We start from the raw sequence: 21,737 nt of genomic DNA, 5'->3' as shown, positions 1-21,737 counted from the left end.
TGCGCGCCACCTTCTCCCGCTGGCGGGAGAAGGCATCCAACGACGGCGCCGGCAACGGCACACCGATAGACAACGTCCGTCAGCGCACCGTGCGTGCGGCAGCGAGTGGGCCGTGCTGCTGGTAGGCCTCATGCGCGCGCGCGGCCATCGCCTGCAGGGGTGCCAGCGCTGGGGCTTTTTCCTGCGCGAGGGTCTCCGCGATGCCCGGTACCGTCGCCGGGTAAGCGGCGACCGCGCGGCGCAGCGCGTCGCGGGCCCCCGCTGCGTCGCCCGCGTGCGCGCGCAGCATGGCAAGCTTGGTCAGCGTCGCCGGATACGGCCGGTATGCGGCGAGGCGCTCGAACAGCGGCTGCTTGAGCATGAGGTGCGCGGCGTCGCCGCCCAGGTAGTTCGACAGCAACTGGTCGGCGTCGTAGCTCCACGACGGGTTCGCGCCCTGCACAAGCAGCGCCTCGATGCGCGCCTTGTTCTCGCGCGCGTCGCTGCTCGGCACCACCCACTTCACCCAGTCGAAGTAATGCGTCACGCCGATGAGCGTCTGGCCGGCGATGACCAGCACCAGCAGCAGCGCGCCGACGCGGCGCAAGGACGCGCGCACCGGCAACGCCCAGCCGGCGGCGGGGCTGACGCCGACCAGCACCGCGAACACCATCAGGAAGCTCGCGTACCACAGCGGGTACTCGAGCAGGCTGTGCCCGAGCAGCACCAGCGCGAGGCCGAGCACCAGCAGCGCGTCGGCGCCGATGTTCTGCCGCCGGAACCACGGCAAAAACGCCCACATGAGCGCCACCGCCACCGCCAGCGTGCCGGTGAGGCCGGTTTCGGCGAGCAGCTGCAGCACGATGCTGTGGCAGTGGGTGAACAGCCAGCTCTCGGACCACTCGCCGGCGAACGCAGGCTCCAGCACGACCGACTGCGCGGCGTAACCGCCGAGGCCGACACCGGTCAGCGGGTGGGCGACGAATACCTGCCACGCCTTCTGCCACTCGATCCAGCGGCGCGCGCCAAAGCCGCCATCCATGAAGCGCCCGGCGCCGCTTTGCAGGTCGACCGGCAGGCCGAGCAGGGACAGCCCCGCGTTGATCTGGCTGGTAAACAACTGGCACAGCGCGATCAGTACGATGGCGAAGCCGAGCGCGGCCGCCATGCGGGTGAGCGCCGAGCCCTCATCCGGCGCTGCGCGCCACCTTCTCCCGCCTGCGGGAGAAGGAACTGTCGGCCCGCTTCCTGCCGGTAAACGATCCACCCTGCACGCCCCACTCCCGCCAGCGGTAGAAGGATCTGCCGGCAAATACTCCACGATGCCCTCCCCTCTCCCACTGGCGGGAGAGGGGCCGGGGGTGAGGGCGGGGGTGAGGGCGCGGCGGCCGGCCAGATACAGCCCCGCCGCCAGCAAGCTCAACCCCAGCGCGAAGACGATCACCAGCCGCGACGCCGACCACGCCAGGAACAACGCAAACAGCGCTGCCAGCAATACGAACAGCCACGCCGGCAGGCGCCGGCGCGCGACGAGCCAGCAAAGCGATACCAGCGCGAGCGTCAGGTAGTTGGCATACTGGTTGCGCTGGGCAAGGTTGCCGAACAGCGTGCCCAGTCCGTCCGACACCACAAACCACAAGCCCCACGGCTGCGCCAGCTGGAACACCTGCGCGGCGCCGATCAACAGTTGCAGCACACCGCCGGCGAACAGCCCCCAAGCCAAGGCAGCGAGCACCGCGCCGCGCGGCAGGGTCGCCACCGCCTGCGCGGCGAGCGCCGCCAGCCACACCGTCGCCAGTTGCCCGAGTGCGACGCCCGGGTAAGGCGCGCCGGCGAGCGCCGGCAAGGCAGCCAGCGTCAGCGCCGCCGCCGCAAGCAAACCCGGGCGCAGTACCAGTTCGCCCCCCATCCGCGGCAGGCAGGCGAGTACCAGGGCAACCGCCAGCAGCAGTGCCAGCGCGTTGGCGAGCAGGTCGCCATCCGGTGCGAAGCGCAACCACAACAGGAACGGCAGGATGGCGAGAAGGGCAACCGGCAGCGCGGACAAGGGAAGCACAGGCCCGGCGGCCAGCGGCGCAGCTAGGACGGACGACATTCGGTTCATGGGAAAAACCGGAAGGGCTGGATGGTAAGACACCACCCGAAGGTGGTGTCTTGATCAACATAGACGAAGGGTTACGCCGCGTGGCGGCTAATCCACCCTACGCACTACCTTGTTTCATTTTAAATCATTAGTTAATGGTCGCACCTGCGGTACAACCCTTAGGCGAATAATCGGCAGTGACCGTAGTGGAGCAATTCCACACACCAGAAGCAGTCCTAGTCAGAGCGACCTTAGGAGTACCTAAAGACGTCGGCGCCTTTTGCACATCGCACTTCAGCGTGTAGGCATTATTTGCTTTAGTGATGGAAATGTTGCAATTGCCAGTAGCAGATGCAACACCCACAGCTGCCAAAGAAGTGGCATCAGTGACATCTGTCCCTTCATTAAGGGCTACTTCGATAGGTGTTTTAGCTGCAGCCAGCTCAGCGAGCGATGCCGAAATTTTCGCTTTAGCCGTGTAGTTCTGATACGCCGGAATCGCGACTGCCGCGAGAATACCGATGATCGCCACCACGATCATCAGTTCGATCAGGGTAAAGCCCTGTTGTACACGTTTCATGTTGCTAACCTCCCAGGTGAATAAGAACCGCTGCCGTTTTTCAAAGGGTACTACTTGCCTAACCGCCGTCCCGGCAACTGGCCGGCAGCAAGGCGAACAGATTCTTGGCCCGGTCGCTGCTGCAGCGCCAGTTGTAGCCGCCGCTCGCGCTGTCCGGGTACAGCTCGAGCTTCGCGCCGCTGGCGACCCAGGGCGCCGCAAGCGTCACTTCCAGCGTCATGGGCCGCGCGCCGGCAGCTGGCTGCACCGCGACCTGCGCGATGGTGTGGCTCTGGTAGCCGGCGAAGCCTGCCGACGCGTTGCCCTGTGGCCAGCCCTCACCCGTCGCGTGCTGTACGTCGATCGCACGGCGCATCGGCTCGGTCTCGAACAGCGCGGCCGCGACCTGCGCGCGCCGGCTGTAGTCCACATACGCGACGATGGCGACCGCGGCAAGGATGCCGATGATGGCGACCGCGATCATCAGCTCGATCAGAGTGTAACCTTTTTGCATACGCAAATTATGCCAAGCGTCTGCTTCGTGTGCCGGCATTTTGCCATGACGTTGGTGCCTTGCGCAGCATCTGTCAGCAACACTGGCAGAAACCCCCCGTTAAATGCAAACGCCATTTATAGGATGCTACCGCATGACCGGCGACTTGTGGCGGGAAACCTACACCGCACTTGCGCTGGATCAACATTGGCCGGCGGGCGCAGACGGCCGGCGGCGGCATGCTAAGATGCCGCCATCCATCCGCAGGGAGCGCACGTTGAGCGACAACCAAGACTACCTGGCGCGCAGCCGCGCCGCCGTCTGGCACCCGTGCACGCAGATGAAACGGCACGAGTCGCTGCCCATCGTGCCGGTGGCCTCCGCCGACGGCGCCTACCTCGTCGACTTCGACGGGCGGCGCATCCTGGATGCGGTGTCGTCGTGGTGGGTCAACCTGTTCGGCCACAAGGAGCAGCGTATCCGCGCCGCCATCGTGCGCCAGCTGGAGACGCTCGACCACGTGATGCTGGCGGGCTTCACCCACCGCCCGGTGGTCGAGCTCTCCGAGCGGCTCGCCGCGCTCACCGGCCTCGGGCACGCCTTTTACGCGTCGGACGGCGCCTCGGCCACCGAGATCGCGCTGAAGATGAGCTTCCATTACTGGAAGAACATGGGCGAGCCGACTAAGACCCGTTTCGTGTCGCTTACGGGCAGCTACCACGGCGAGAGCGCCGGCGCGCTGGCGGTGACCGACGTGCCGCTGTTTTCCGCTACCTACGCGCCCCTGATCCGGCAAAACTTCACGGTACCGACCCCTGACGCACGGCAGGCGCGCGCAGGGGAGAGCGCAGCAGATGTGGCGCGCCGCGCGGCGGTGTCGCTAGACAACCTGCTGTCCAAGCACCACCACGAGATCGCCGCGCTTGTCGTCGAGCCCCTGGTGCAGGGCGCTGCAGGCATGGTGATGTACGACGCCGAATACCTGCGCCAGGCACGCACGCTGTGCGACCGCTACCGCGTGCACCTGATCGCCGACGAGATCGCGGTCGGCTTCGGGCGCACCGGTACGCTGTTCGCGTGTGAGCAGGCCGGCATCCGCCCCGATTTGTTATGCCTCTCCAAGGGCATCACCGGCGGCACGCTGCCGCTCTCCTGCGTGCTGTCGACCGACGACATTTACGCGGCGTTCTACGACGACGACGTCACCCGCGGCTTTTTGCACTCGCACAGCTACACCGGCAACGCGGCGGCGTGCGCTGCCGCGCTTGCCGTGCTCGACATTTTCGAGTCCGACGACGTGCTCGCGCGCAACCGCGTACGCGAAAAAGAGATCAGCGCGGCGCTCGCACCGCTCACCGCCCACCCGGCGGTGAAGGGCTTCCGCCACACCGGGCAGATCTGGGCGTTCGACGTGCCCTGCGCGCCGGCGGGTTTTGCCGGGCTCTGTTTCGAGCGGATGCTCGCGGCGGGCTTCTTGTTGCGGCCGATCGGGCAGACCGTCTACCTGATGCCGCCGTATGTGGTGAGCGCCGCCGAGATGGCCGCGCTGGCCGATGCGCTTACCGGCGTGCTGGACGCGCTGCCGGCAGGCGCGCAGACCACCGCAGTCGCACTACCGTAGACCCGCATGCTGCTGCTCCCTGCCCTGCTGTCCGCCACTCCGCCCGACTTCGCGCTGCAGTGCGACGACGCGTTGCGCTCGCCGCCGGCGGTGCTCTCGCGCACGCTGCCCGGCCTTTTGGAGACGCTGGCCGCGGCGCCGCTGCCGCCGGTTGAGCGGCTGAACCGTTACGCCGCGCTGCAGGACGCGTGCGCGCAGGCGGCCGAATGGCTGCAGGGCGAGCTGCGCCTGCGCGAACTCTCGACCGCGCCGCGCGCCCGCGAGGCGGCGTGGCTCGCCAGGCGGCTCGCGCAGGGGCGGCTCGCCGTGTTGCTCCGCGCGGTGGACGAGGCGCTGCGCGCGCACGACAGCACGCGCGCATCACATGTGATCGGCACCGCGCAGCTGGCGATGCAGGACGTCGCGCTCGCCCACCTCACCGGTTACCACCCGCTGCCGGACGACTTTTGGGACAACGCGCACGCGCTGCATCGGCTCGCCGGGGAGCTGAACGTCGACGCGGACGCGCTCGCCTACAAGGCGCTGCGCCTGATCGGCATGGTCGACACCCAGCGCCTCTCGCCCGCGCAGCAGCACAAGCTCGCCGCGCTAGCGGTGCAGGTCTCGCCGCTGTTGGGCCTCATGCCGGGCACGCCCCCGCTGCTCGACACCGCGGCGCTGGCCGACTGGCTGCGCGAGCGCTCGCTGAGCCTGGCCCGCGAGGGCACGGCCGACGCGCAGGACGACGCCGAACTCTACCAGACGCTGCTGACCGACCTGCGCAGCCGGCCGATGCGCCGCGAGGTGCGCGAGAGGGGGCGCGGCAGCGTCGAGCTGGTCGCCGGGCTCGCTGCCTGCTGGCACCTTGCCAACGGCGGGCGCTGGCACTTCCCGGATACCGGCCACGACGAGGAAGAACTCGAACACCGCGCGCGGCTGCTGCAGCGGCCGGCGCCGGCCTCACCAGTCAACCTGACGGTGGTCGACCTGAGCGGCAGCGGCCTGTCGCTCGCCGGCAGCGCACCGGGCCACGCGCTGCGTGCCGGCGAATTCGTGCTGTGGCGCGCGCGCGGGCAAAACTGGCAGGGCGCGCTGGTGCGCTGGGTGCGTTACGGCGACGACATGGACACCCGCGTCGGCCTGGAGATCGTCGCGCGCCGCGTCGAGCCGCTGATGGTGGTCGAGCCGAAGAGCGGCCGCTCGCAGCTCGCGCTCTCGCTCGAGCACCCTCAGCATCCGCCGCTGGTGCTGCTCGCCGGGCGAGTGTTCAACCGCCTCGCGCCGTGCCTCTTGGTCGGCCACGGCGTGCGCGCGCGCGCCTACCCGCTGCGCGTCGCGCGGCAGACGCCGCTCTACCAGCTGATCGAACACCGCGCAGGCGCTTAGCCGGTGCTGCCCGCCCCCCGCTTTTTTGGGTAAACTTTGCGCTTTGCACACAAGCGGTCGTCCACCCCATGCAATCCGCCATCCACACCGCCGACCGTCTGGTCATCAAGGTCGGCTCCAGCCTGGTCACCAACGACGGCCGCGGCCTCGACCACGGCGCGCTCGCGCGCTGGGCCGGCGAGATCGCCGAACTCAAGCGCCGCGGCAAGCAGGTGTTGCTGGTCTCCAGCGGCGCGATCGCCGAGGGTTGCCAGCGCCTGGGCTGGGCCAAACGGCCGAAGGCGGTGCACGAATTGCAGGCGGCGGCGGCTGTCGGCCAGATGGGGCTGTGCGAAGCGTACGAGCACGCTTTCGGTGAGCACGGCATCCGCACCGCGCAGGTGCTACTCACCCATGAAGACCTGGCCGACCGCACCCGCTACCTGAACGCGCGTACCACGCTTGCCACCCTGCTCGCGCTGGGCGTGGTGCCGATCATCAACGAGAACGACACGGTGGTCACCGCCGAGATCCGCTTCGGCGACAACGACACGCTGGGCGCGCTGGTGACCAATCTGATCGAGGCCGACGCGCTGCTGATCCTGACCGACCAGCAAGGCCTCTACACCGCCGACCCGCGCAAGCACCCGGACGCGCGCTTCGTGCACGAGGCCGAGGCGGGCGACCCCGCGCTGGAAGAGATGGCCGGCGGCGCCGGCTCCAGCGTCGGCACCGGCGGCATGCTGACCAAGGTGCTCGCCGCACGGCGCGCCGCACGCTCAGGCGCGAGCACGGTGATCGCCTGCGGGCGCGAGGCGCAGGTACTGTCGCGCCTGGCCGACGGCGAGGCGATCGGCACCCAGCTGACCGCACCGACCACCCGCATGGCCGCACGCAAGCAGTGGATGGCCGACCACCTGCAGCTGGCCGGCACGCTGACGGTGGACGAAGGCGCGGCGCGCGCGCTGCGCGAACGCGGCACCAGCCTGCTGCCGGTCGGCGTCACCCGCGTCGACGGGCGTTTCCTGCGCGGCGACGTGGTCGCCTGCGTCGACGACAACGGCGCCGAAGTCGCGCGCGGGCTCGCCAACTACGGCTCGGAAGAGGCGCGCCTGATCATGCGCCGCCCGACCCGCGACATCGAGGGCATCTTGGGCTATCTGGTCGAGCCCGAGCTGATCCACCGCGACAATATGGTTTCGCTCTGAATGACGCACCACCTGACCCGCCGCGACGGCCAGCGCCCCGCGGCTAACGCCTGCCTGCACCCGATCGAGCCGCCACGGCCCGGCCGGCGCATGGCCGGCACCTGACTCGCTCCCTGCCCGCGCCTGCGGTGCAGGGATTTTGTTTTTCAAACGACTCGGAAAGAGGACTTCACGGTATGAAACGGTTGGCCATCTCGGCTCTTCTGGCACTGTCCGCAGGCGCTGCGAGCGCACAGGACGTCCTGCACATCTACAACTGGAACAACGCGCTGTCGGCCGAGACGGCCAAGCGCTTCGAGGCGTACTGCAAGTGCAAGCTGGTGCAGGACTACTACGGCGACAACGAGGAAATGCTCGCCAAGCTCTCCGCCGGCGCCAAGGGCTACGACATGGTGTTCCCGACCGCCTTCGCCGTGAACACCCTGCTCAAGCAGGGCAAGCTGCAGCCGATCGACAAGCGCAAGGTGCCCAACTGGAAGCACCTCGACGCGGGCTACCTGAAGATCAACGCGCCGTTCGACCCGGGCAACCAGTACGCCGCGCCGACCGTGGTGACGCTGACGCTGCTGGGCTACAACGAGACCGCGCTGAAAAAGGCCGGCGTGCTGGACAAGGCGAACAGCTGGGCACTGGTCTTCGATCCGGCGGTGCTCGCCAAGATCAAGGGCAAGGTGACGGTGCTCGACAGCCAGCGCGAGCTGATGTCCGCCGCGCTGATGTACCTGGGTAAAGACCCCAACAGCACCAACAGTGCCGACCTCAAGGCCGCTGCCGACGTGATCAAGAAGGCCAAGCCCTACTGGGCCGCGTTCAACAACCAGAGCTACATCAAGGAGCTGACCGTCGGCAACATCTGGGTCGCCCACGGCTACTCGAACGACCTCTTTCAAGCGCAGCAGGACGCCAAGAAGGCCAAGCGTCCGTTCGCACTGGCTTACCAGCCGCAGAAGGAAGGCAACATCCTGGCGGTCGACAACATGACCATCCTCAAGAGCGCCGCGCGCCCGGACCTCGCGCACAAGTTCATCGACTTCATGCTCGACGGCAAGAACGCGGCGGAGATCTCCAACCAGATCGGCGCGACCAACCCGGTCACCACCGCCCGCGCCCACTTCTTGCCCGCGATCAAGGCGAACCCGGTGATCACGCTCGACCCGGCCAAGGGCCGCTACATCCCGCTGAAGGACCTCGACGTGAAGTCGCGCCGCGAACTGAACCGCGTGTGGTCGCAGGTGAAGGTAGGCGGCTAGCCCTCATCCGGCGCTACGCGCCACCTTCTCCCGAAGGGAGAAGGATCACGGCCCTCCCCTCGCCCGCTTGCGGGAGAGGGGCCGGGGGTGAGGGCGAGGTGAGGGCCGGCACGCCAGCTGCTACGGTCAATGCAGTTGTCCACGACGGCCCAAACCATGTCCCGCCTGACCCCACTGGCGCGCGCCCTGCGTGCCCAGCAGACCGACGCCGAACGCCTGCTATGGCTACACCTGCGTGACCGCAGGCTGGGCGGCCACAAGTTCCGCCGCCAGTACCCGGTGGCCGGCTACATCATCGACTTCATCTGTCTCGAAAAAAGGCTCGCCGTCGAGGCGGACGGCAGCCAGCACGGCGACGCAGCCGATTTGCACCGAGACCTAGCTTTGCAGGCTTGCGGCCTGCGCGTGCTGCATTACTGGAACCACGACATCCTGACGCGCACCGATGACGTGCTCGCCGATATCCTGCGGCAACTGCAGGCATAGCGCCCTCGTCCGGCGGCCCTCATCCGGCGCTGCGCGCCACCTTCTCCCGCAAGCGGGAGAAGGATCTCGCACTCCCCTCGCCCGCTTGCGGGAGAGGGGTTGGTGGTGAGGGCAGGGAGAGGGCCGGTCAGCCGGCGACCGGCAGGAAAGTCGAGACGCCCGGGCCGATCGGCAGGCCCAACGCCAGCCACGCCGCAAGCATCACGCTCCAGCCGACCATGAACACCACCGAGTAGGGCAGCATCAGCGCGATCAGGTTACCCAGGCCATATTCGGGCAGGTAACGCTTGGCCATCACCAGCACCATCGGGAAGTACACCATCAGCGGGGTGATGATGTTGGTCACCGAGTCGCCGATGCGGTACGCGAGCTGGGTCGCCTCCGGCGAGAAGCCAGTCAGCATCAGCATCGGCACGAAGATGGGCGCGAGCAGCGCCCACTTGGCCGACGCCGAGCCGATGAACAGGTTGATGAAGCCGGTCAGCAGCACGAACAGCAGCAGAAGCGGCAGGCCGGACAGGCCCAGCGCCTGCAACGCCTCGGCGCCGTTGATCGCGAGGATCAGGCCGAGCTTGCTGTCGGCGAACAGCGCGATGAACTGCGCGGCGAAAAACGCCAGCACCAGATAGTAGCCCATGTCCGACATGCTCTGCGACATGGCGCGGGCGACGTCGCGGTCACTCTTGTAGGTGCGGGTGCCGACGCCGTAGGCGATGCCCGGGATCAGGAACACCAGCATGATCAGGATCACCACGCCGTTAATCAAGGGCGAAGGCACGAAGCCGCCGGTCTCGGGGTTGCGCAGCAGCGCGCCTTCCGGCAGCGTCGCCCACAGGATCAGGCCCAGCAGCACCGCGAAGGCGATGCCGGCAAAGCGCATGCCGCGCGCCTCGGAGGCCGAGCAGCGCTGCATTTCTTCGCCGCCCTGGTCGCGCCACGCCGGCAGGCGCGGTTCGATCACGCGGTCGGTCACGTACCACGCCAGCAGCGCGACGGTGACGGTGGAGGCGGCCATGAAGGTGTAGTTGGCCACCGCGCTCACCGTGTACGCCGGGTCGACGATATGCGCGGCCGCTTCGGAAATGCCGGCGAGCATCGGATCGAGCGTGGAGAGCAGGATGTTGGCCGAGAAGCCGCCGGAGACGCCGGCGAACGCGGCGGCGAGACCCGCGATCGGGTGGCGGCCGGACGCGGCGAACAGCATCGCGGAGAGCGGCACCACCACCACGTAGCCGACGTCGGCCGCGACGTTGGAGAGCACGCCGATGAACACGATGATCGGGGTCAACAGCACGCGCGGCGAGCAGGCAACCAGCCGGCCGAGCAAGGCGGCGAGCAGGCCGCTGCGCTCGGCGACGCCGACGCCGAGCATGGCGACCAGCACGGTCGCCAGCGGCGGGAACAGCGCGAAATGCCTGGGCGCGTCGACGATCCACGCGCGGATCGCGTCGGCGCTCATCAGCGACACCGGCACGATGGTTTCGCCGCTGCCGGGCTTGAGCGCGGACAGGCCGGCCTCGGCGGCAAAGTAACTGCCGACGAACACCAGCAGGGTCAGGCCGATGAACAGCGTCACCGGATCGGGCAGGCGGTTGCCGACGCGCTCGATGGTATCGAGCATGCGGTCGACCAGGCCACGCGGCGCCTGCGGCGCCGCCTGTTGAATCACTTCTTCCATGCAATCCCTTTCGGACAGGTACCGGCCGGCGGCAGTGGCCGGCCTGTTGGTGGGACGCCCCGCCGGGCGGCGGGATTGGAACCAGTCTGCCCGAAGCAAAACATTAGCGTCAAATTACATTAGAATAATATTTTCTTCAAACATTTAGCCCATGGTGCCAAAACCGTTGCCGCTTCGAACGCTACCCACCCAACACTTGCCTTAAATGCCGAAAATGAAAAATAACGCGCAATAATCGAATAAAAACGAAGCTAAACGCGCAAAAAAAGCGCCCCGCTTGCGGGGCGCCTGCCGGATGGCCGGGATCTGCTCAGCGATGGTCCTGCCGCATCTCGATCGCGCGCACGATCACGTAGGCGATCATCGCGGCAAGGAAAAACAGCAGCATCACCCACGCGATCGACTGCAGGGTCTCGATCAGCGTGCGGTAGATTTCCAGCGTCCAGCGCATGCCGTTCAGTTCGAGCGCGGCCGACTCGCGGCTGGCGGTCACGTACTTTTCAAGCTCCCACAGCCGCACGCCGCCGGACACGCCGACGACCATCACCGCGAAACGCAGGTAACGCCGCCACGGGTCGGCCAGCTCGTCACCCACGATGCGCGACAGGATCTTGCCGACCGCGCCGTCGAAGAACTTGGCGGTCGCAAGCGAGGTCAGCAGGGCGACCAGCAGGGTCGCTCCGAGTAGCGCATAAAACATACGTTTATCCCTAGCAAATTAAAAATCTCAACGGAATTCTACGCCGGTCGCGCCACGCCGTCGCGCACCCGCACCGCGAAACGGCGCAGCAAGCCGGCGGCGGCGGTAAGGTCGTCCGGGTAGGCAGCAAGGCTGCGGGCGTCCAGCCCCTCGCCGGCGAGGCGTTCTGCCAGCAAGTCGAGGTAGCCGCGGATCGCCGCGGCGCTGAATTCCGGGTGGAACTGCACGCCGACGCTCTCGCCGAGCCGGAACGCGTGGTTGGGCTCGAAATCGTTACCGGCCAGGCGCACCGTCCCCGGTGGCAGGCGCAGCACGCTCTGCCAGTGGATCACCGCCGCGTCGAACGACGCCGGCAGGCCGCCGAACAGCGGGTCGGCGCCGGCGGCGGCAGTAAGCTTCACGCGGGCAAAGCCGACTTCCGGCCCGGCCGGGTGGTAGCCGACCTCGCCACCCAGCGCGTCGGCCAGCAACTGGTGGCCGTAGCAGATACCCAAGAGCGGCACGCGCGCCGCGTGCGCGCCTCTTAGCCAGGCGGCCAGCGCCACGCTCCACGGCGCACGGTCGCTGACCATCGCCGGCGAGCCGGTGATGACCACGCCGGCGACCGCGGCGGGCGGTGGCAACACTTCGCCCACCATCGCGTCGACCACCCGCCAGCCGCCCTCCCCCAGCCCGGCGGCGATCCAGTCCTCGTAGTCGCCGAGCTGCTCGCGCAGCGCAGGCAGGGCCGAACCCGTCTTGATGATCAGCCGCTGCATGTCAGCCCTCCCTCAGCGGCAGGCCGAAGTGAGTAAATGCCAACGCGGTGGCCATCCGCCCGCGCGGCGTGCGCTGCAGGTAGCCCTGCTGGATCAAATAGGGCTCGATCACGTCCTCGATGGTGTCGGTCGACTCGCCGATCGCGGCGGCGACGTTGTCGAGGCCGACCGGCCCGCCGCCGAACTTCTCGAGGATGGCCTGCAACAGCTTGCGGTCCATCACGTCGAGGCCAGCCGGGTCGACGTCCAGCATCGCCAGCGCGGCGTCGGCCACCTGTGCGCTGACCACGCCGTCGGCGCGCACCTCGGCGTAATCGCGTACCCGCCGAAGCAGCCGGTTGGCGATGCGCGGCGTGCCGCGCGAACGCCTGGCCACCTCGAACGCGCCGTCCTCGCCCATGGTGACGTCCAAGAGGCCCGCCGAGCGGCTGACGATGCGGGTGAGTTCCTCTGCGCTGTAAAACTCCAGCCGCGCGACGATGCCGAAGCGGTCGCGCAGCGGGTTGGTCAGCATGCCGGCGCGGGTGGTCGCGCCGATCAGCGTGAACGGCGGCAGGTCGATCTTCACCGAACGCGCCGCCGGACCCTCGCCGATCATGATGTCGATCTGGTAGTCCTCCAGCGCCGGGTAGAGGATCTCCTCGACCACCGGGCTTAGCCGGTGGATCTCGTCGATGAACAGCACGTCGTGCGGCTCGAGGTTGGTCAGCAGTGCGGCCAGATCCCCGGCGCGCTCGAGCACCGGCCCCGAGGTCTGCCTGAGGTTGACCCCCAGTTCGCGCGCGACGATATGCGCGAGCGTGGTCTTGCCCAGGCCCGGCGGGCCGAACAGCAACACGTGGTCGAGCGCCTCGCCGCGCTTCTTGGCCGCCTCGATGAAGATCTCCAGCTGCTCGCGCGCCTTCTTCTGCCCGACGTACTCGTCGAGCAGCTTGGGGCGCAGCGCGCGCTCGAGCGCCTCTTCCTGGCTGGAGACGGATTGCTGGGTGACGATGCGCTTGGGCGCGCCGCCGCTGAGGTTGTCGGTTTCTATCATCTGCTTCCTGCCGCGCCGGCACCGGTGCCGGCTGCTGTGAGCGAGGTCGTGAGATCGTGAGGTAGGGTGGATTAGGCCTCAGGCCGTAACCCACCAAGGTGGCTGCCGGTGGTGGGTTACGCCACTCATTCCTTCGCGCCGCTTTGCTTGCCGCGCTCAGAGGTAGGGTGGGTTAGGCCGCAGGCCGTAACCCACCACTAGAGACGCCCCATTGGTGGGTTACGCCCCTTCGGGGCTAACCTACCCTACTTGGCCTACTTTTTCTTGCCGTTGCCGGCCTTCAGGCGGATAAACACGCCGCCGCGCCCCTGCGCCGCCTTCTTCACCTCGAACCAGCCGGACTTCTCGACCAGCTCGGAAATCTTGCGGTAGCCGTAGTTGCGCGGGTCGAAGTCCGGCATCCACTGCCCGAGCAGGCTGTTGGCGCCGCCCAGGTCCGCCCAGCCCTCGTCGTCGCCCGAGGCCTCGATCGCCTTCTTGAACTGGGCGCGCAGCTTCTTGTCGAGCGGGCGCAGCACGCGCTGCGGCGCCTCCGGTGCCTTGCCGGCCTCCGGCTTCACCGCTTCCGACTCGGGCTCGGCCTCTTCGGCCAGCACCTCGACGTAGACGAACTTGCTGCACGCGTTGACGAAGGCGCCGGGGGTCTTCTCCTCGCCGAAGCCCCACACCTCGATGCCGTCCTCGCGCAAGCGGGTCGCCAGGCGCGAGAAGTCGCTGTCGCTGGAGACCAGGCAGAAGCTCTGGAAGCGGCCCGAGTGCAGCAAATCCATCGCGTCGATCACCATCGAGATGTCGGACGCGTTCTTGCCCTTGGTATTGGGGAACTGCTGGATCGGGTGGATTGCGAAGCGCGCGCACAGCGTGCGCCACGCCTTGTCGTGCTTGCTGAAGTCGCCGTACACGCGCTTGAGCGCGAGCACGCCAAGCTTGCCTGCTTCTTCCAGCACGTCCTCGATCCAGTTGGGGGAGACGTTGTCCGCGTCGATCAATACCGCGACGTTGGCCATGGGGTCAGCCTTTCATCAGGTTCTTAAGCGCGAGGCGCACGCCGTCGCTCACGCCGACATCCACCGGCAGCGGCTTGACCGCGGCGGCGGCCTCCTTCTCGTTGTACCCGAGCGCGAGCAGCGCCGAGACGATGTCGGACTTCTCGTCCGGCGTGGTCGCGAGCGGCAGCCCGCCCGGCGTGGAAAGTAGCGCGCCGGTGGCGAGCTTGCCGCGCAATTCGAGCACCAGGCGCTCGGCCGTCTTCTTGCCGATGCCGGGCACCGCCGACAGGCGCTTGACATCCTCGGCGGCGACCGCGACCGCCAGCTCGTCGCAAGTCATGCCGGAGAGGATGGCCAGCGCGATGCGCGCGCCGATGCCGGAGACCTTGATCAGGCGGCGGAACGCCTCGCGCTCGTCGCGGCTGGCGAATCCGAACATGAGGTGCGCGTCCTCGCGCACCACCAGATGGGTGAACAGCGAGACCTTCGCCCCGGTCGCCGGCAACTGGTAGAAGGTGTTCATCGGCACGTCGACCTCGTAGCCGACGCCGCCGGCGTCGATCACGATCTGCGGCGGCTGCTTTTCAACGAGGGTACCGCTCAGGCGTCCGATCATGCGGGACATCCTTATGGAAAACAGAAGGAAAGCATTGTGCCACAGACGGCGCGCGCCGCCCGTGCCAGGTCAGACGAAGCGGCCGCGGCGTACCTTGCGCGGTGCGCCGCCGGTGGCGGCGATCAGCCCGGCGTGCCCGGCGTGGGCGAGCGCCACCGCCAAGGCGTCTGCGGCATCCGCCTGCGGCGTGCCGGAGAGGCGCAGCATGTGCACCACCATGAACTGCACCTGCTCCTTGGGCGCCTTGCCCTGGCCGACCACCGCCTGCTTGACCTGCAAGGCGGTGTATTCGGCGACCGGCAGGCCGGCGTCGACCAGCGCGGCGATGCACGCGCCGCGCGCCTGCCCCAGCATCAGCGTCGCGGCGGGGTTGACGTTGACGAACACCTGCTCGATCGCCGACTCGGTCGGCTGGTAGGTGGTGATCACGTCGCGCAGGCCTGCCATCAACACGCGGATGCGCTCGGCAAGCGGCGCGCCAGGCGGCGTCCTCACGCAGCCGGAGGCGACGTAGTGGCGCTCCTGCCCGACGACGTCGATCACGCCGAAGCCGGTGATGCGGCTGCCCGGGTCGATGCCGAGGATGCGCCGGCTCACGCCCGGGCCCGGGCGATCGCGTCGGCTTCAAGAAGCCGCTCGGGCGTGCCGACGTCCAGCCACAGCCCGTCGTGGCGCTCGCCGCTGACCTGCCCCTTCGCCATCGCGCTGCGCAAGAGCGGCGCGAGCTTGGCCGGCACGCCGGCAGGCGTGGTAGCGAACAGCGCGGGATGGTAGAGGCCGACGCCGGCGAAGGTCAGGCCCACGCCCCCCGCTGGGTCTGCCGAAACGCGCCCGTCCGGCAGCAGTCCGAAGTCGCCCTTGGCGTTGTGCGCGGGGTTGCCGACCAGCATGAGGCGGGCAAGCTTATGCACGCCGTCGAGCGCACTTGCGTGCGCAGCCAGCGCGGCGAAGTCGATGTCGGTGAGCACGTCGCCGTTGACGACCAGAAAAGGCGCGTCGCCCAGCAGCGGCAAGGCGGTGGCGATGCCGCCGGCGGTCTCCAGCGCAGCGCCGCTCTCGGCCGAGTAGCGGATGGACACGCCGTACGCCGCGCCGTCACCGAGGCGCGCCTCGATCAGCTCGCCCAGCCACGCGTGGTTGATCACGATCTCGCGCACCCCGGCCGCGGCCAAGCGCCGGATATGCCAGAGGATCAGCGGCTCGCCGCCGACGTCGAGCAGGGGCTTCGGACAATGGTCGGTCAACGGCCGCATGCGCTCGCCGCGGCCGGCGGCGAGGATCATCGCGCGCATACTCAACCCTTCACGCCGAGCACCGGGTAGCTCGAACTAAGCTCGGCGTCGGTCGCGTCGGTGCCGACCAGCTCGACCAAGAGCTTGTACAGCGGCGCAAGCTCGCCGTAGCGGCGGCTGGTGCGCTTGAGGTACTTGATGAAGCGCGGGATCTCCGGACGGTACTTGTCCTTGCCGTCGCGGTGATAAAGACGCGCGAAGATGCCGGCGACCTTCAGGTGGCGCTGCACGCCCATCCATTCGAAGTCGCGGTAGAAGTCGTCGATGTTCGGGGGCACCGGCAGCCCTGCCGCGCGCGCCTTCTCCCAGTAGCGCACGACCAGATCGATCACGAAGTCCTCGTCCCACTCGATGAACGCGTCGCGCAGCAGCGACACCAGGTCGTAGCTGACCGGGCCGTACACCGCGTCCTGGAAGTCGAGCACGCCGGGGCGGCCGGAGGTCAGCATCAGGTTGCGCACGATGTAGTCGCGGTGCACGTAGACCTTGGGCTGCGCGAGCGCGCGCGACACCAGCGCGTCGCAGATGCCGGCCCACGCCTGGCGCTGCGCGAAGGTGAACGGCGTGCCAAGCTCCTTGGCAGCAAACCACTCGGGAAACAGGTCGAGCTCGCGGCGCAACAGGGCCGCGTCGTACTCGGGCAGCACGCCAGAGCGGCTGCCCTTCTGCAGTTCGATCAGGGTGTCGATCGCCTCGAGCAGCAGCACGCGCTGCACCTCGGGACGGTTGTCGTGCTCAAGGGCGGCGATCAGCTGCACGCGGCCGAAGTCCTCGAGCAGCATGAAGCCCTGCTCGCGGTCGCGCGCGATGATTTCCGGCACCCGCACCATGGCGAATACTTCGCGCACGCGCACGTAGGGGTCGGTGTCCATCTTGTCCGGCGGCGCGTCCATCACGATGCGCGTGCTGCCGTCCTCGAGCGTCGCGCGGAAGTAACGGCGGAAGTCGGCGTCGGCGGCGGCGAATTCGACGGTCAGCGCCTCCCCCGGAAACAGCGTGGCAAGCCAGGCTTTAAGTGCTTCGAGTCGCTGCATGGTGGCTTCATTGCGAGATTGATACAATTGTGCGATTGTACCTTCATTTTCCGGGCTTACCACACGTCCCCAGACGCACATGCCAGCCAACTTCCGCCCAACCGTCATCGCCGCCACCGTCGCCCTGCTGTTCCCGGCAGCCCCCCTGTTCGCCGAAACCCTGCCGCCGGGCACGCTGACCGTCACCGCCGACGCGATGGACGGCCAGATGGACAAGGAATTGAAGGCGCGCGGCAACGTCGTCGCCGTGCGCGACGACCAGAAAGTCACTTCGGACTGGCTCGATTACTACGTCGACAAGGGCGAACTGGTGCAGGCCGGCGACCGCGTGCAGATGACGCAGCCGGGCAGCGACATCGTGAGCCGGCGTCTCGACTACTCGATGCAGAGCCGGCAAGGCGAGGCGGATGACGCAACCTTCGCGTTCAACCAGGGCGGCGGCGTGCTGCGCGGCAAGAGCGAAAAGCTGCGCATCCTCGGCGACAAGCACTACGAACTGGGCCGCACCACCGCCAACACCTGCGACCCGGGCGACGAGTCGTGGTACCTGAAGGCGACCACCATCGACGCCGACTACCGCAGCAATATCGGCGTCGCGCGTAACGCCCGGCTGTACCTGGGCGGTGTGCCGGTGCTCTACACGCCGTGGATCGACTTTCCGCTGGACGGCGCGCGCAAGTCCGGCCTGCTGTTTCCGACGCTCTCCACCGGCAGCAACGGGCTCGACATCACGCTGCCCTATTACTGGAACATCGCGCCCAACTACGACGCGACACTGTTCCCGCGCTACATCGCCAAGCGCGGCCTGATGCTCGGCGGCGAGTTCCGCTACCTTCAGCCCGGCTACACCGGCACCCTGTACACCGAACAGATCGAAGACAAGGAAACCGATACCCACCGCTACCTGTGGAAGGGCGAGCACCAGCAGCAACTCGCCAGCAACTGGTCGTGGGGCTACGGCGGCAGCTACGTGTCGGACAACGACTACTTCGACGACTTCAGCGACCGCCTCGCGCAGGTGTCCAGCGACAACCTCGAGCGCCAGGCGTGGACCAGCTACAACCTCGGCTGGGGCAGCGTGTTCCTGCGCGCGCAGCGCTACCAGACGCTGATCGACGACGCCCGCGGCGACCTGATCCCGTACGCGCGGCTGCCGCAGCTGCAATTGAACGGCGGCCAGGCACTGCCGGCCGGTTTCCGCTGGCAGCTGCTCTCCGAGGCGACCCGCTTCTCGCACCCGGACCTGCAGGAAGGCAACCGCCTGATGGTCTACCCGCAGCTGGCGTGGCGCGCCGACGCGAGCTGGGGCTTCGTCGAACCCAAGGTCGGTGTCAACTACCGCCGCTACGACCTCGACGCCTGGCGTTACGCCAGCGACCCGACCCGCCAGGTCGAGCGCAGCAAGACCGTGACTACGCCGACCTTCAGCGTCGACTCCGGCCTCTACTTCGAGCGCGACTCCGAGTTCGGCGGCCACGCGCACACGCAGACGCTGGAGCCGCGCCTCTACTACGTGAACATCCCGTACCGCGACCAGAGCGCGCTACCCAACTTCGACAGCGCGACCACCGACTTCGACTGGACGCAGCTGTTCACCGAGAACCGCTACTCGGGCTGGGACCGCATCAACGAGGCCAACCAGCTGACGGCGGCGGTGACCTCGCGCTACATCGACAACGAGAGCGGCCTCGAGCGGCTACGCGTCGGCGTCGGCCAGCGCTTCTATTTCGAGAAGGACCGCGTCACGCTGCCTGGCGAAGCCGAACGCAGCCGAGACAACGTCTCCGACATCCTCGCCACCGTCGGCGGCGACCTTACCCGCGACTGGCGGCTCGACGGCGCGATCCAGTACAACCCGGAAGACAGCCGTACCGAGAAGTACCACGTCGGCGTCTACTACAAGCCGGCCGCCGGCAAGACGGTCAGCATGCGCTACCGCTACGACCGCGACGAGCAGGTCACCATCAACGGCCAGACCTTCGAGTACCCGACCCGCCAGGTCGAACTCGCCGCGCAGTGGCCGATCACCCGCCAGCTGTACGGCGTCGGCCGCGTCGAGTACTCGCTGGCCGCCAAGCAGGCGTTCGACACGCTGGCCGGCTTCGAGTACAACGCCGGCTGCTGGACCTTCCGCATGGTCGGCCAGCGCTACCTGACCGATATCGACGAGTTCAAGACCGGCGTGATGTTCCAGCTCGAACTGAAAGACCTGTCGAGCACCGGCTCGGTCGCCGACAAACTGCGCCTCGCCATCCCCGGATACAGCAAGACCAACGAATGAACCGCGCCATGAAAAGAACCCTGATCGCCGCCTGCCTCGCAGGCGTTTTCACCCTGCCCGCCAGCGCCGCCGTCACCACCGTCGACCGCATCGTCGCCGTCGTCGGCAAGGACGCGGTGACCCTCTCCGACGTCAACGCGCGCCTCGCGCAGGTCGAAGCCGGCCTCAAGCGCCAGGGCGTGCCGCTGCCGCCTGCCGCCGTGCTGCAACGGCAGGTGCTCGACCAGCTGCTGCTCGAGAAGCTGCAGCTGCAGTACGCGGCCAGCAACGGCGTGCGCGTCGGCGACGGCGAACTGGACGACGTCGTCTCCCGCCTTGCCCGCCAGAACGGCACCGACGTGGCCGGCCTGCGCGCGCGTCTGGCCAAGGACGGCACCGACTACGCGGCCTTCCGCGAGAACCTGCGCAAGGAAGTGCTGCTCGAGCGGCTGCGCGAGCGTGTCGCCAGCAGCCAGGCAAACGTGTCGGACCAGGAGGTCGAGCAGGTGCTCGCCAGCGCGCAGAACGCCAAGCGCGCCGAGTACCGCATCGCCAACATCCTGGTCAGTGTTCCCGAACGCGCCGACGCCAAGCAGATCGACGCCGCGCGCCAGAAGATCGGCCGCGCGCAGGCTGACCTTGCCGCCGGCAAGCCGTTCGCGCAGGTCGCCGCCAGCTACTCGGACGCCAAGAACGCGCTCGCCGGCGGCGAGATCGGCTGGCGCGGCAGCAGCGCGCTGCCGCCGGAGCTGGTCGGCCTGCTTGACGCGCTCGCGCCCGGCCAGCACACCGACGTGGTGCGCACGCCGTCCGGCTTTTATCTCTTCCAGCTGATCGAGAAACGCGACCGCTCGGCGCCGCAGATGGTCGAGCAATACCGCGTCCGCCATATCCTGATCCGCACCAACGAGGCGGTATCCGAAGCCGACGCGCGCACGCGCATCGAGCAGGTGCGCGACCGCCTGCAGCAGGGCGCCAAGTTCGACGAACTCGCCCGCCGCTTCTCCGAGGACGGCAGCGCGCCGCAAGGCGGCGACCTGGGCTGGATGAACAAGGGCGACACCGTCCCCGAGTTCGAGCGTGCCATGCTCGCGCTCAAGCCCGGCGAAACCAGCGCGCCGGTGCGCTCGCCGTTCGGCTACCACCTGATCCGCCTGGAGAATACCCGTACGCAGGACGTCTCCGGCGAGCGCGAAAAGGCCGCGGTCAAGCAGGAAATCCGCCAGCGCAAGGCCGAACAGGCTTACCAGGACTGGCTGCAGCAGCTGAAGGACTCGGCGTATATCGAGGACAAGCTGAGCGACGACTAAGGCCATGCGGATGCAAGCGACCCTGGCCGTCACCGCCGGCGAGCCCGCCGGCATCGGCCCCGACCTCGTGCTCGCGCTCGCGGGCCGCGACAACGGCGCGCGCTGCGTGGTCGTCGCCGACCGCGCGCTGCTCGCCGAACGCGCGCAAGCGCTCGGGCTCTCTGTGCCGCTAGCCGACTGGCAGCCGGACCGCCCGCCACCGCCCGCCGGCACGCTCGAGGTGCTGCACGTGCCGCTTGCCGCGCCCGCCCGGCCGGGCGTGCTCGATACGGCCAATGCCTCCTACGTGCTCGCGACGCTGGACGCGGCGATCGACGGCTGCGTCGCCGGCCGCTTTGCCGGCATGGTCACCGCGCCGGTGCACAAGGGCGTGATCAACGACGCCGGCGTGCCGTTCTCCGGACATACCGAATACCTCGCCGAGCGCACCGGCACGCCCAAGGTCGTGATGATGCTCGCGGGCGGCGGCCTGCGCGTCGCGCTGGCGACCACCCACCTGCCGCTGCGCGAAGTCGCCGACGCGATCACCGCCGACAGCCTCGCCGAGGTGATCGCCATCCTGCACGCCGACCTCGTGCACAAGTTCGGCATCGCCTCTCCGCGCATCCTGGTCGCCGGGCTCAACCCGCACGCGGGCGAAGGCGGCCACCTCGGCCGCGAGGAAATCGATGTGATCGAGCCGGTGCTGCGCCGCCTGCGCGCCAAGGGCATGGACCTCGTCGGCCCGCTGCCGGCCGACACGCTGTTCAACCCTGCGCGGCTCAAGGACGCCGACGCGGTGCTCGCGATGTACCACGACCAGGGGCTGCCGGTGCTCAAGTACGCGAGCTTCGGCGCCGGCGTCAACGTGACGCTCGGCCTGCCCATCGTGCGCACCTCGGTCGACCACGGCACCGCGCTGGAATTGGCCGGCAGCGGCCGCGCCCACCCGGGCAGCCTGTTCGAGGCGGTCTCGCTCGCCGCACAACTGGCGCAAGTCCGCGGCTGACGCCGCGCAATTCCCTTACGTCATCGGCGTTTATCGCGCTGCAGCACATGCGT

The 21,737-nt window shown here is 68.2% G+C and carries 20 protein-coding genes; 8 read left to right on the top strand and 12 right to left on the bottom strand.

The window, feature by feature from the left end; translation table 11 throughout:
• Positions 1–79 precede the first annotated feature (79 nt).
• From GZH52_RS01505 to GZH52_RS01495, 3 genes are all read right to left on the bottom strand, one after another.
• Positions 80–2,074, bottom strand: a complete 1,995-nt coding sequence (locus GZH52_RS01505; protein ID WP_163314775.1) for an O-antigen ligase family protein — start codon at positions 2,072–2,074, stop codon at positions 80–82.
• 136 nt (positions 2,075–2,210) lie between these two features.
• Positions 2,211–2,642: a pilin gene (locus tag GZH52_RS01500; protein WP_163314774.1), complete on the bottom strand. Its 432-nt coding sequence runs from the start codon at positions 2,640–2,642 to the stop codon at positions 2,211–2,213.
• Positions 2,643–2,700: 58 nt separating this feature from the next.
• Positions 2,701–3,135 carry a pilin gene (locus GZH52_RS01495; RefSeq protein ID WP_163314773.1) on the bottom strand — a complete coding sequence of 145 codons (435 nt, stop codon included), beginning with the start codon at positions 3,133–3,135 and terminating at the stop codon, positions 2,701–2,703.
• A 256-nt stretch (positions 3,136–3,391) separates the two neighbouring features.
• Between GZH52_RS01495 and GZH52_RS01490 the strand changes: the two genes are divergently transcribed.
• From GZH52_RS01490 to GZH52_RS01470, 5 genes are all read left to right on the top strand, one after another.
• Complete coding sequence (locus GZH52_RS01490) at positions 3,392–4,735, top strand: adenosylmethionine--8-amino-7-oxononanoate transaminase (RefSeq protein ID WP_239057966.1); 1,344 nt, start codon at positions 3,392–3,394, stop codon at positions 4,733–4,735.
• Positions 4,736–4,741: 6 nt separating this feature from the next.
• The gene (locus GZH52_RS01485; protein ID WP_163314771.1) at positions 4,742–6,100 is read left to right on the top strand and encodes a cyclic-di-GMP receptor FimW-related protein; all 1,359 of its coding nucleotides are present in this window, start codon (positions 4,742–4,744) and stop codon (positions 6,098–6,100) included.
• Positions 6,101–6,168: 68 nt separating this feature from the next.
• Complete coding sequence (gene proB / locus GZH52_RS01480) at positions 6,169–7,287, top strand: glutamate 5-kinase (protein ID WP_163314770.1); 1,119 nt, start codon at positions 6,169–6,171, stop codon at positions 7,285–7,287.
• A 176-nt stretch (positions 7,288–7,463) separates the two neighbouring features.
• On the top strand, positions 7,464–8,537 hold the full coding sequence (locus GZH52_RS01475) for an ABC transporter substrate-binding protein (RefSeq protein ID WP_163314769.1): 1,074 nt from the start codon (positions 7,464–7,466) through the stop codon (positions 8,535–8,537).
• 156 nt (positions 8,538–8,693) lie between these two features.
• Positions 8,694–9,023: an endonuclease domain-containing protein gene (locus GZH52_RS01470; protein ID WP_163314768.1), complete on the top strand. Its 330-nt coding sequence runs from the start codon at positions 8,694–8,696 to the stop codon at positions 9,021–9,023.
• Between the two features lie 127 nt (positions 9,024–9,150).
• Here the strand turns inward: GZH52_RS01470 and GZH52_RS01465 are convergent, their stop codons facing one another.
• From GZH52_RS01465 to amgK, 9 genes are all read right to left on the bottom strand, one after another.
• On the bottom strand, positions 9,151–10,701 hold the full coding sequence (locus tag GZH52_RS01465; protein WP_203525553.1) for an AbgT family transporter: 1,551 nt from the start codon (positions 10,699–10,701) through the stop codon (positions 9,151–9,153).
• Between the two features lie 310 nt (positions 10,702–11,011).
• Complete coding sequence (locus GZH52_RS01460; protein ID WP_163314767.1) at positions 11,012–11,401, bottom strand: hypothetical protein; 390 nt, start codon at positions 11,399–11,401, stop codon at positions 11,012–11,014.
• Positions 11,402–11,439: 38 nt separating this feature from the next.
• Positions 11,440–12,159 (bottom strand): glutamine amidotransferase, encoded by a 720-nt coding sequence (locus GZH52_RS01455; protein WP_163314766.1) that lies wholly within the window; start codon positions 12,157–12,159, stop codon positions 11,440–11,442.
• A gap of 1 nt (position 12,160) precedes the next feature.
• The gene (gene ruvB, locus GZH52_RS01450; RefSeq protein WP_163314765.1) at positions 12,161–13,195 is read right to left on the bottom strand and encodes a Holliday junction branch migration DNA helicase RuvB; all 1,035 of its coding nucleotides are present in this window, start codon (positions 13,193–13,195) and stop codon (positions 12,161–12,163) included.
• Between the two features lie 254 nt (positions 13,196–13,449).
• Positions 13,450–14,202, bottom strand: coding sequence for an NYN domain-containing protein (locus tag GZH52_RS01445; protein ID WP_163314764.1), 753 nt, complete (start codon positions 14,200–14,202; stop codon positions 13,450–13,452).
• A 4-nt stretch (positions 14,203–14,206) separates the two neighbouring features.
• Positions 14,207–14,800, bottom strand: coding sequence for a Holliday junction branch migration protein RuvA (gene ruvA, locus GZH52_RS01440; RefSeq protein ID WP_163314763.1), 594 nt, complete (start codon positions 14,798–14,800; stop codon positions 14,207–14,209).
• Between the two features lie 69 nt (positions 14,801–14,869).
• Positions 14,870–15,397 (bottom strand): crossover junction endodeoxyribonuclease RuvC, encoded by a 528-nt coding sequence (gene ruvC, locus GZH52_RS01435; protein WP_163314762.1) that lies wholly within the window; start codon positions 15,395–15,397, stop codon positions 14,870–14,872.
• Entirely contained in the window at positions 15,394–16,092 is a 699-nt protein-coding gene (gene murU, locus GZH52_RS01430; protein ID WP_163314761.1) for an N-acetylmuramate alpha-1-phosphate uridylyltransferase MurU, read from the bottom strand. The genes ruvC and murU overlap by 4 nt, the downstream gene beginning before the upstream one ends.
• A gap of 2 nt (positions 16,093–16,094) precedes the next feature.
• Positions 16,095–17,126 carry an N-acetylmuramate/N-acetylglucosamine kinase AmgK gene (gene amgK / locus GZH52_RS01425; RefSeq protein WP_163314760.1) on the bottom strand — a complete coding sequence of 344 codons (1,032 nt, stop codon included), beginning with the start codon at positions 17,124–17,126 and terminating at the stop codon, positions 16,095–16,097.
• Positions 17,127–17,205: 79 nt separating this feature from the next.
• On the opposite strand from amgK, the gene GZH52_RS01420 reads away from it, so the two are divergent.
• Genes GZH52_RS01420 through pdxA form a run of 3 tightly spaced genes read left to right on the top strand, consistent with a single transcriptional unit; the run spans position 17,206 to position 21,684 of the window.
• The gene (locus tag GZH52_RS01420) at positions 17,206–19,407 is read left to right on the top strand and encodes an LPS-assembly protein LptD (RefSeq protein WP_163314759.1); all 2,202 of its coding nucleotides are present in this window, start codon (positions 17,206–17,208) and stop codon (positions 19,405–19,407) included.
• A gap of 8 nt (positions 19,408–19,415) precedes the next feature.
• On the top strand, positions 19,416–20,696 hold the full coding sequence (locus tag GZH52_RS01415) for a peptidylprolyl isomerase (protein WP_163314758.1): 1,281 nt from the start codon (positions 19,416–19,418) through the stop codon (positions 20,694–20,696).
• Between the two features lie 10 nt (positions 20,697–20,706).
• Positions 20,707–21,684 carry a 4-hydroxythreonine-4-phosphate dehydrogenase PdxA gene (gene pdxA / locus GZH52_RS01410; protein ID WP_163314757.1) on the top strand — a complete coding sequence of 326 codons (978 nt, stop codon included), beginning with the start codon at positions 20,707–20,709 and terminating at the stop codon, positions 21,682–21,684.
• The last annotated feature ends 53 nt before the right edge of the window (positions 21,685–21,737 follow it).

The organism is Crenobacter caeni (genome assembly GCF_010435965.1).
GTDB lineage: Bacteria > Pseudomonadota > Gammaproteobacteria > Burkholderiales > Chromobacteriaceae > Craterilacuibacter > Craterilacuibacter caeni.
This window is presented reverse-complemented; position numbering and strand designations above follow the sequence as displayed.

What these genes read in the sequence shown, in the direction of transcription:
- GZH52_RS01500 (WP_163314774.1), bottom strand. Translation starts at nt 2,642, where the DNA reads ATGAAACGTGTACAACAGGGCTTTACCCTGATCGAACTGATGATCGTG.
- amgK (WP_163314760.1), bottom strand. Translation starts at nt 17,126, where the DNA reads ATGCAGCGACTCGAAGCACTTAAAGCCTGGCTTGCCACGCTGTTTCCG.
- pdxA (WP_163314757.1), top strand. Translation starts at nt 20,707, where the DNA reads ATGCAAGCGACCCTGGCCGTCACCGCCGGCGAGCCCGCCGGCATCGGC.
- proB (WP_163314770.1), top strand. Translation starts at nt 6,169, where the DNA reads ATGCAATCCGCCATCCACACCGCCGACCGTCTGGTCATCAAGGTCGGC.
- ruvA (WP_163314763.1), bottom strand. Translation starts at nt 14,800, where the DNA reads ATGATCGGACGCCTGAGCGGTACCCTCGTTGAAAAGCAGCCGCCGCAG.
- GZH52_RS01465 (WP_203525553.1), bottom strand. Translation starts at nt 10,701, where the DNA reads ATGGAAGAAGTGATTCAACAGGCGGCGCCGCAGGCGCCGCGTGGCCTG.
- GZH52_RS01475 (WP_163314769.1), top strand. Translation starts at nt 7,464, where the DNA reads ATGAAACGGTTGGCCATCTCGGCTCTTCTGGCACTGTCCGCAGGCGCT.
- GZH52_RS01455 (WP_163314766.1), bottom strand. Translation starts at nt 12,159, where the DNA reads ATGCAGCGGCTGATCATCAAGACGGGTTCGGCCCTGCCTGCGCTGCGC.
- GZH52_RS01460 (WP_163314767.1), bottom strand. Translation starts at nt 11,401, where the DNA reads ATGTTTTATGCGCTACTCGGAGCGACCCTGCTGGTCGCCCTGCTGACC.
- GZH52_RS01420 (WP_163314759.1), top strand. Translation starts at nt 17,206, where the DNA reads ATGCCAGCCAACTTCCGCCCAACCGTCATCGCCGCCACCGTCGCCCTG.
- GZH52_RS01495 (WP_163314773.1), bottom strand. Translation starts at nt 3,135, where the DNA reads ATGCAAAAAGGTTACACTCTGATCGAGCTGATGATCGCGGTCGCCATC.
- GZH52_RS01470 (WP_163314768.1), top strand. Translation starts at nt 8,694, where the DNA reads ATGTCCCGCCTGACCCCACTGGCGCGCGCCCTGCGTGCCCAGCAGACC.
- GZH52_RS01415 (WP_163314758.1), top strand. Translation starts at nt 19,416, where the DNA reads ATGAAAAGAACCCTGATCGCCGCCTGCCTCGCAGGCGTTTTCACCCTG.
- ruvB (WP_163314765.1), bottom strand. Translation starts at nt 13,195, where the DNA reads ATGATAGAAACCGACAACCTCAGCGGCGGCGCGCCCAAGCGCATCGTC.
- GZH52_RS01445 (WP_163314764.1), bottom strand. Translation starts at nt 14,202, where the DNA reads ATGGCCAACGTCGCGGTATTGATCGACGCGGACAACGTCTCCCCCAAC.
- murU (WP_163314761.1), bottom strand. Translation starts at nt 16,092, where the DNA reads ATGCGCGCGATGATCCTCGCCGCCGGCCGCGGCGAGCGCATGCGGCCG.
- GZH52_RS01505 (WP_163314775.1), bottom strand. Translation starts at nt 2,074, where the DNA reads ATGTCGTCCGTCCTAGCTGCGCCGCTGGCCGCCGGGCCTGTGCTTCCC.
- GZH52_RS01485 (WP_163314771.1), top strand. Translation starts at nt 4,742, where the DNA reads ATGCTGCTGCTCCCTGCCCTGCTGTCCGCCACTCCGCCCGACTTCGCG.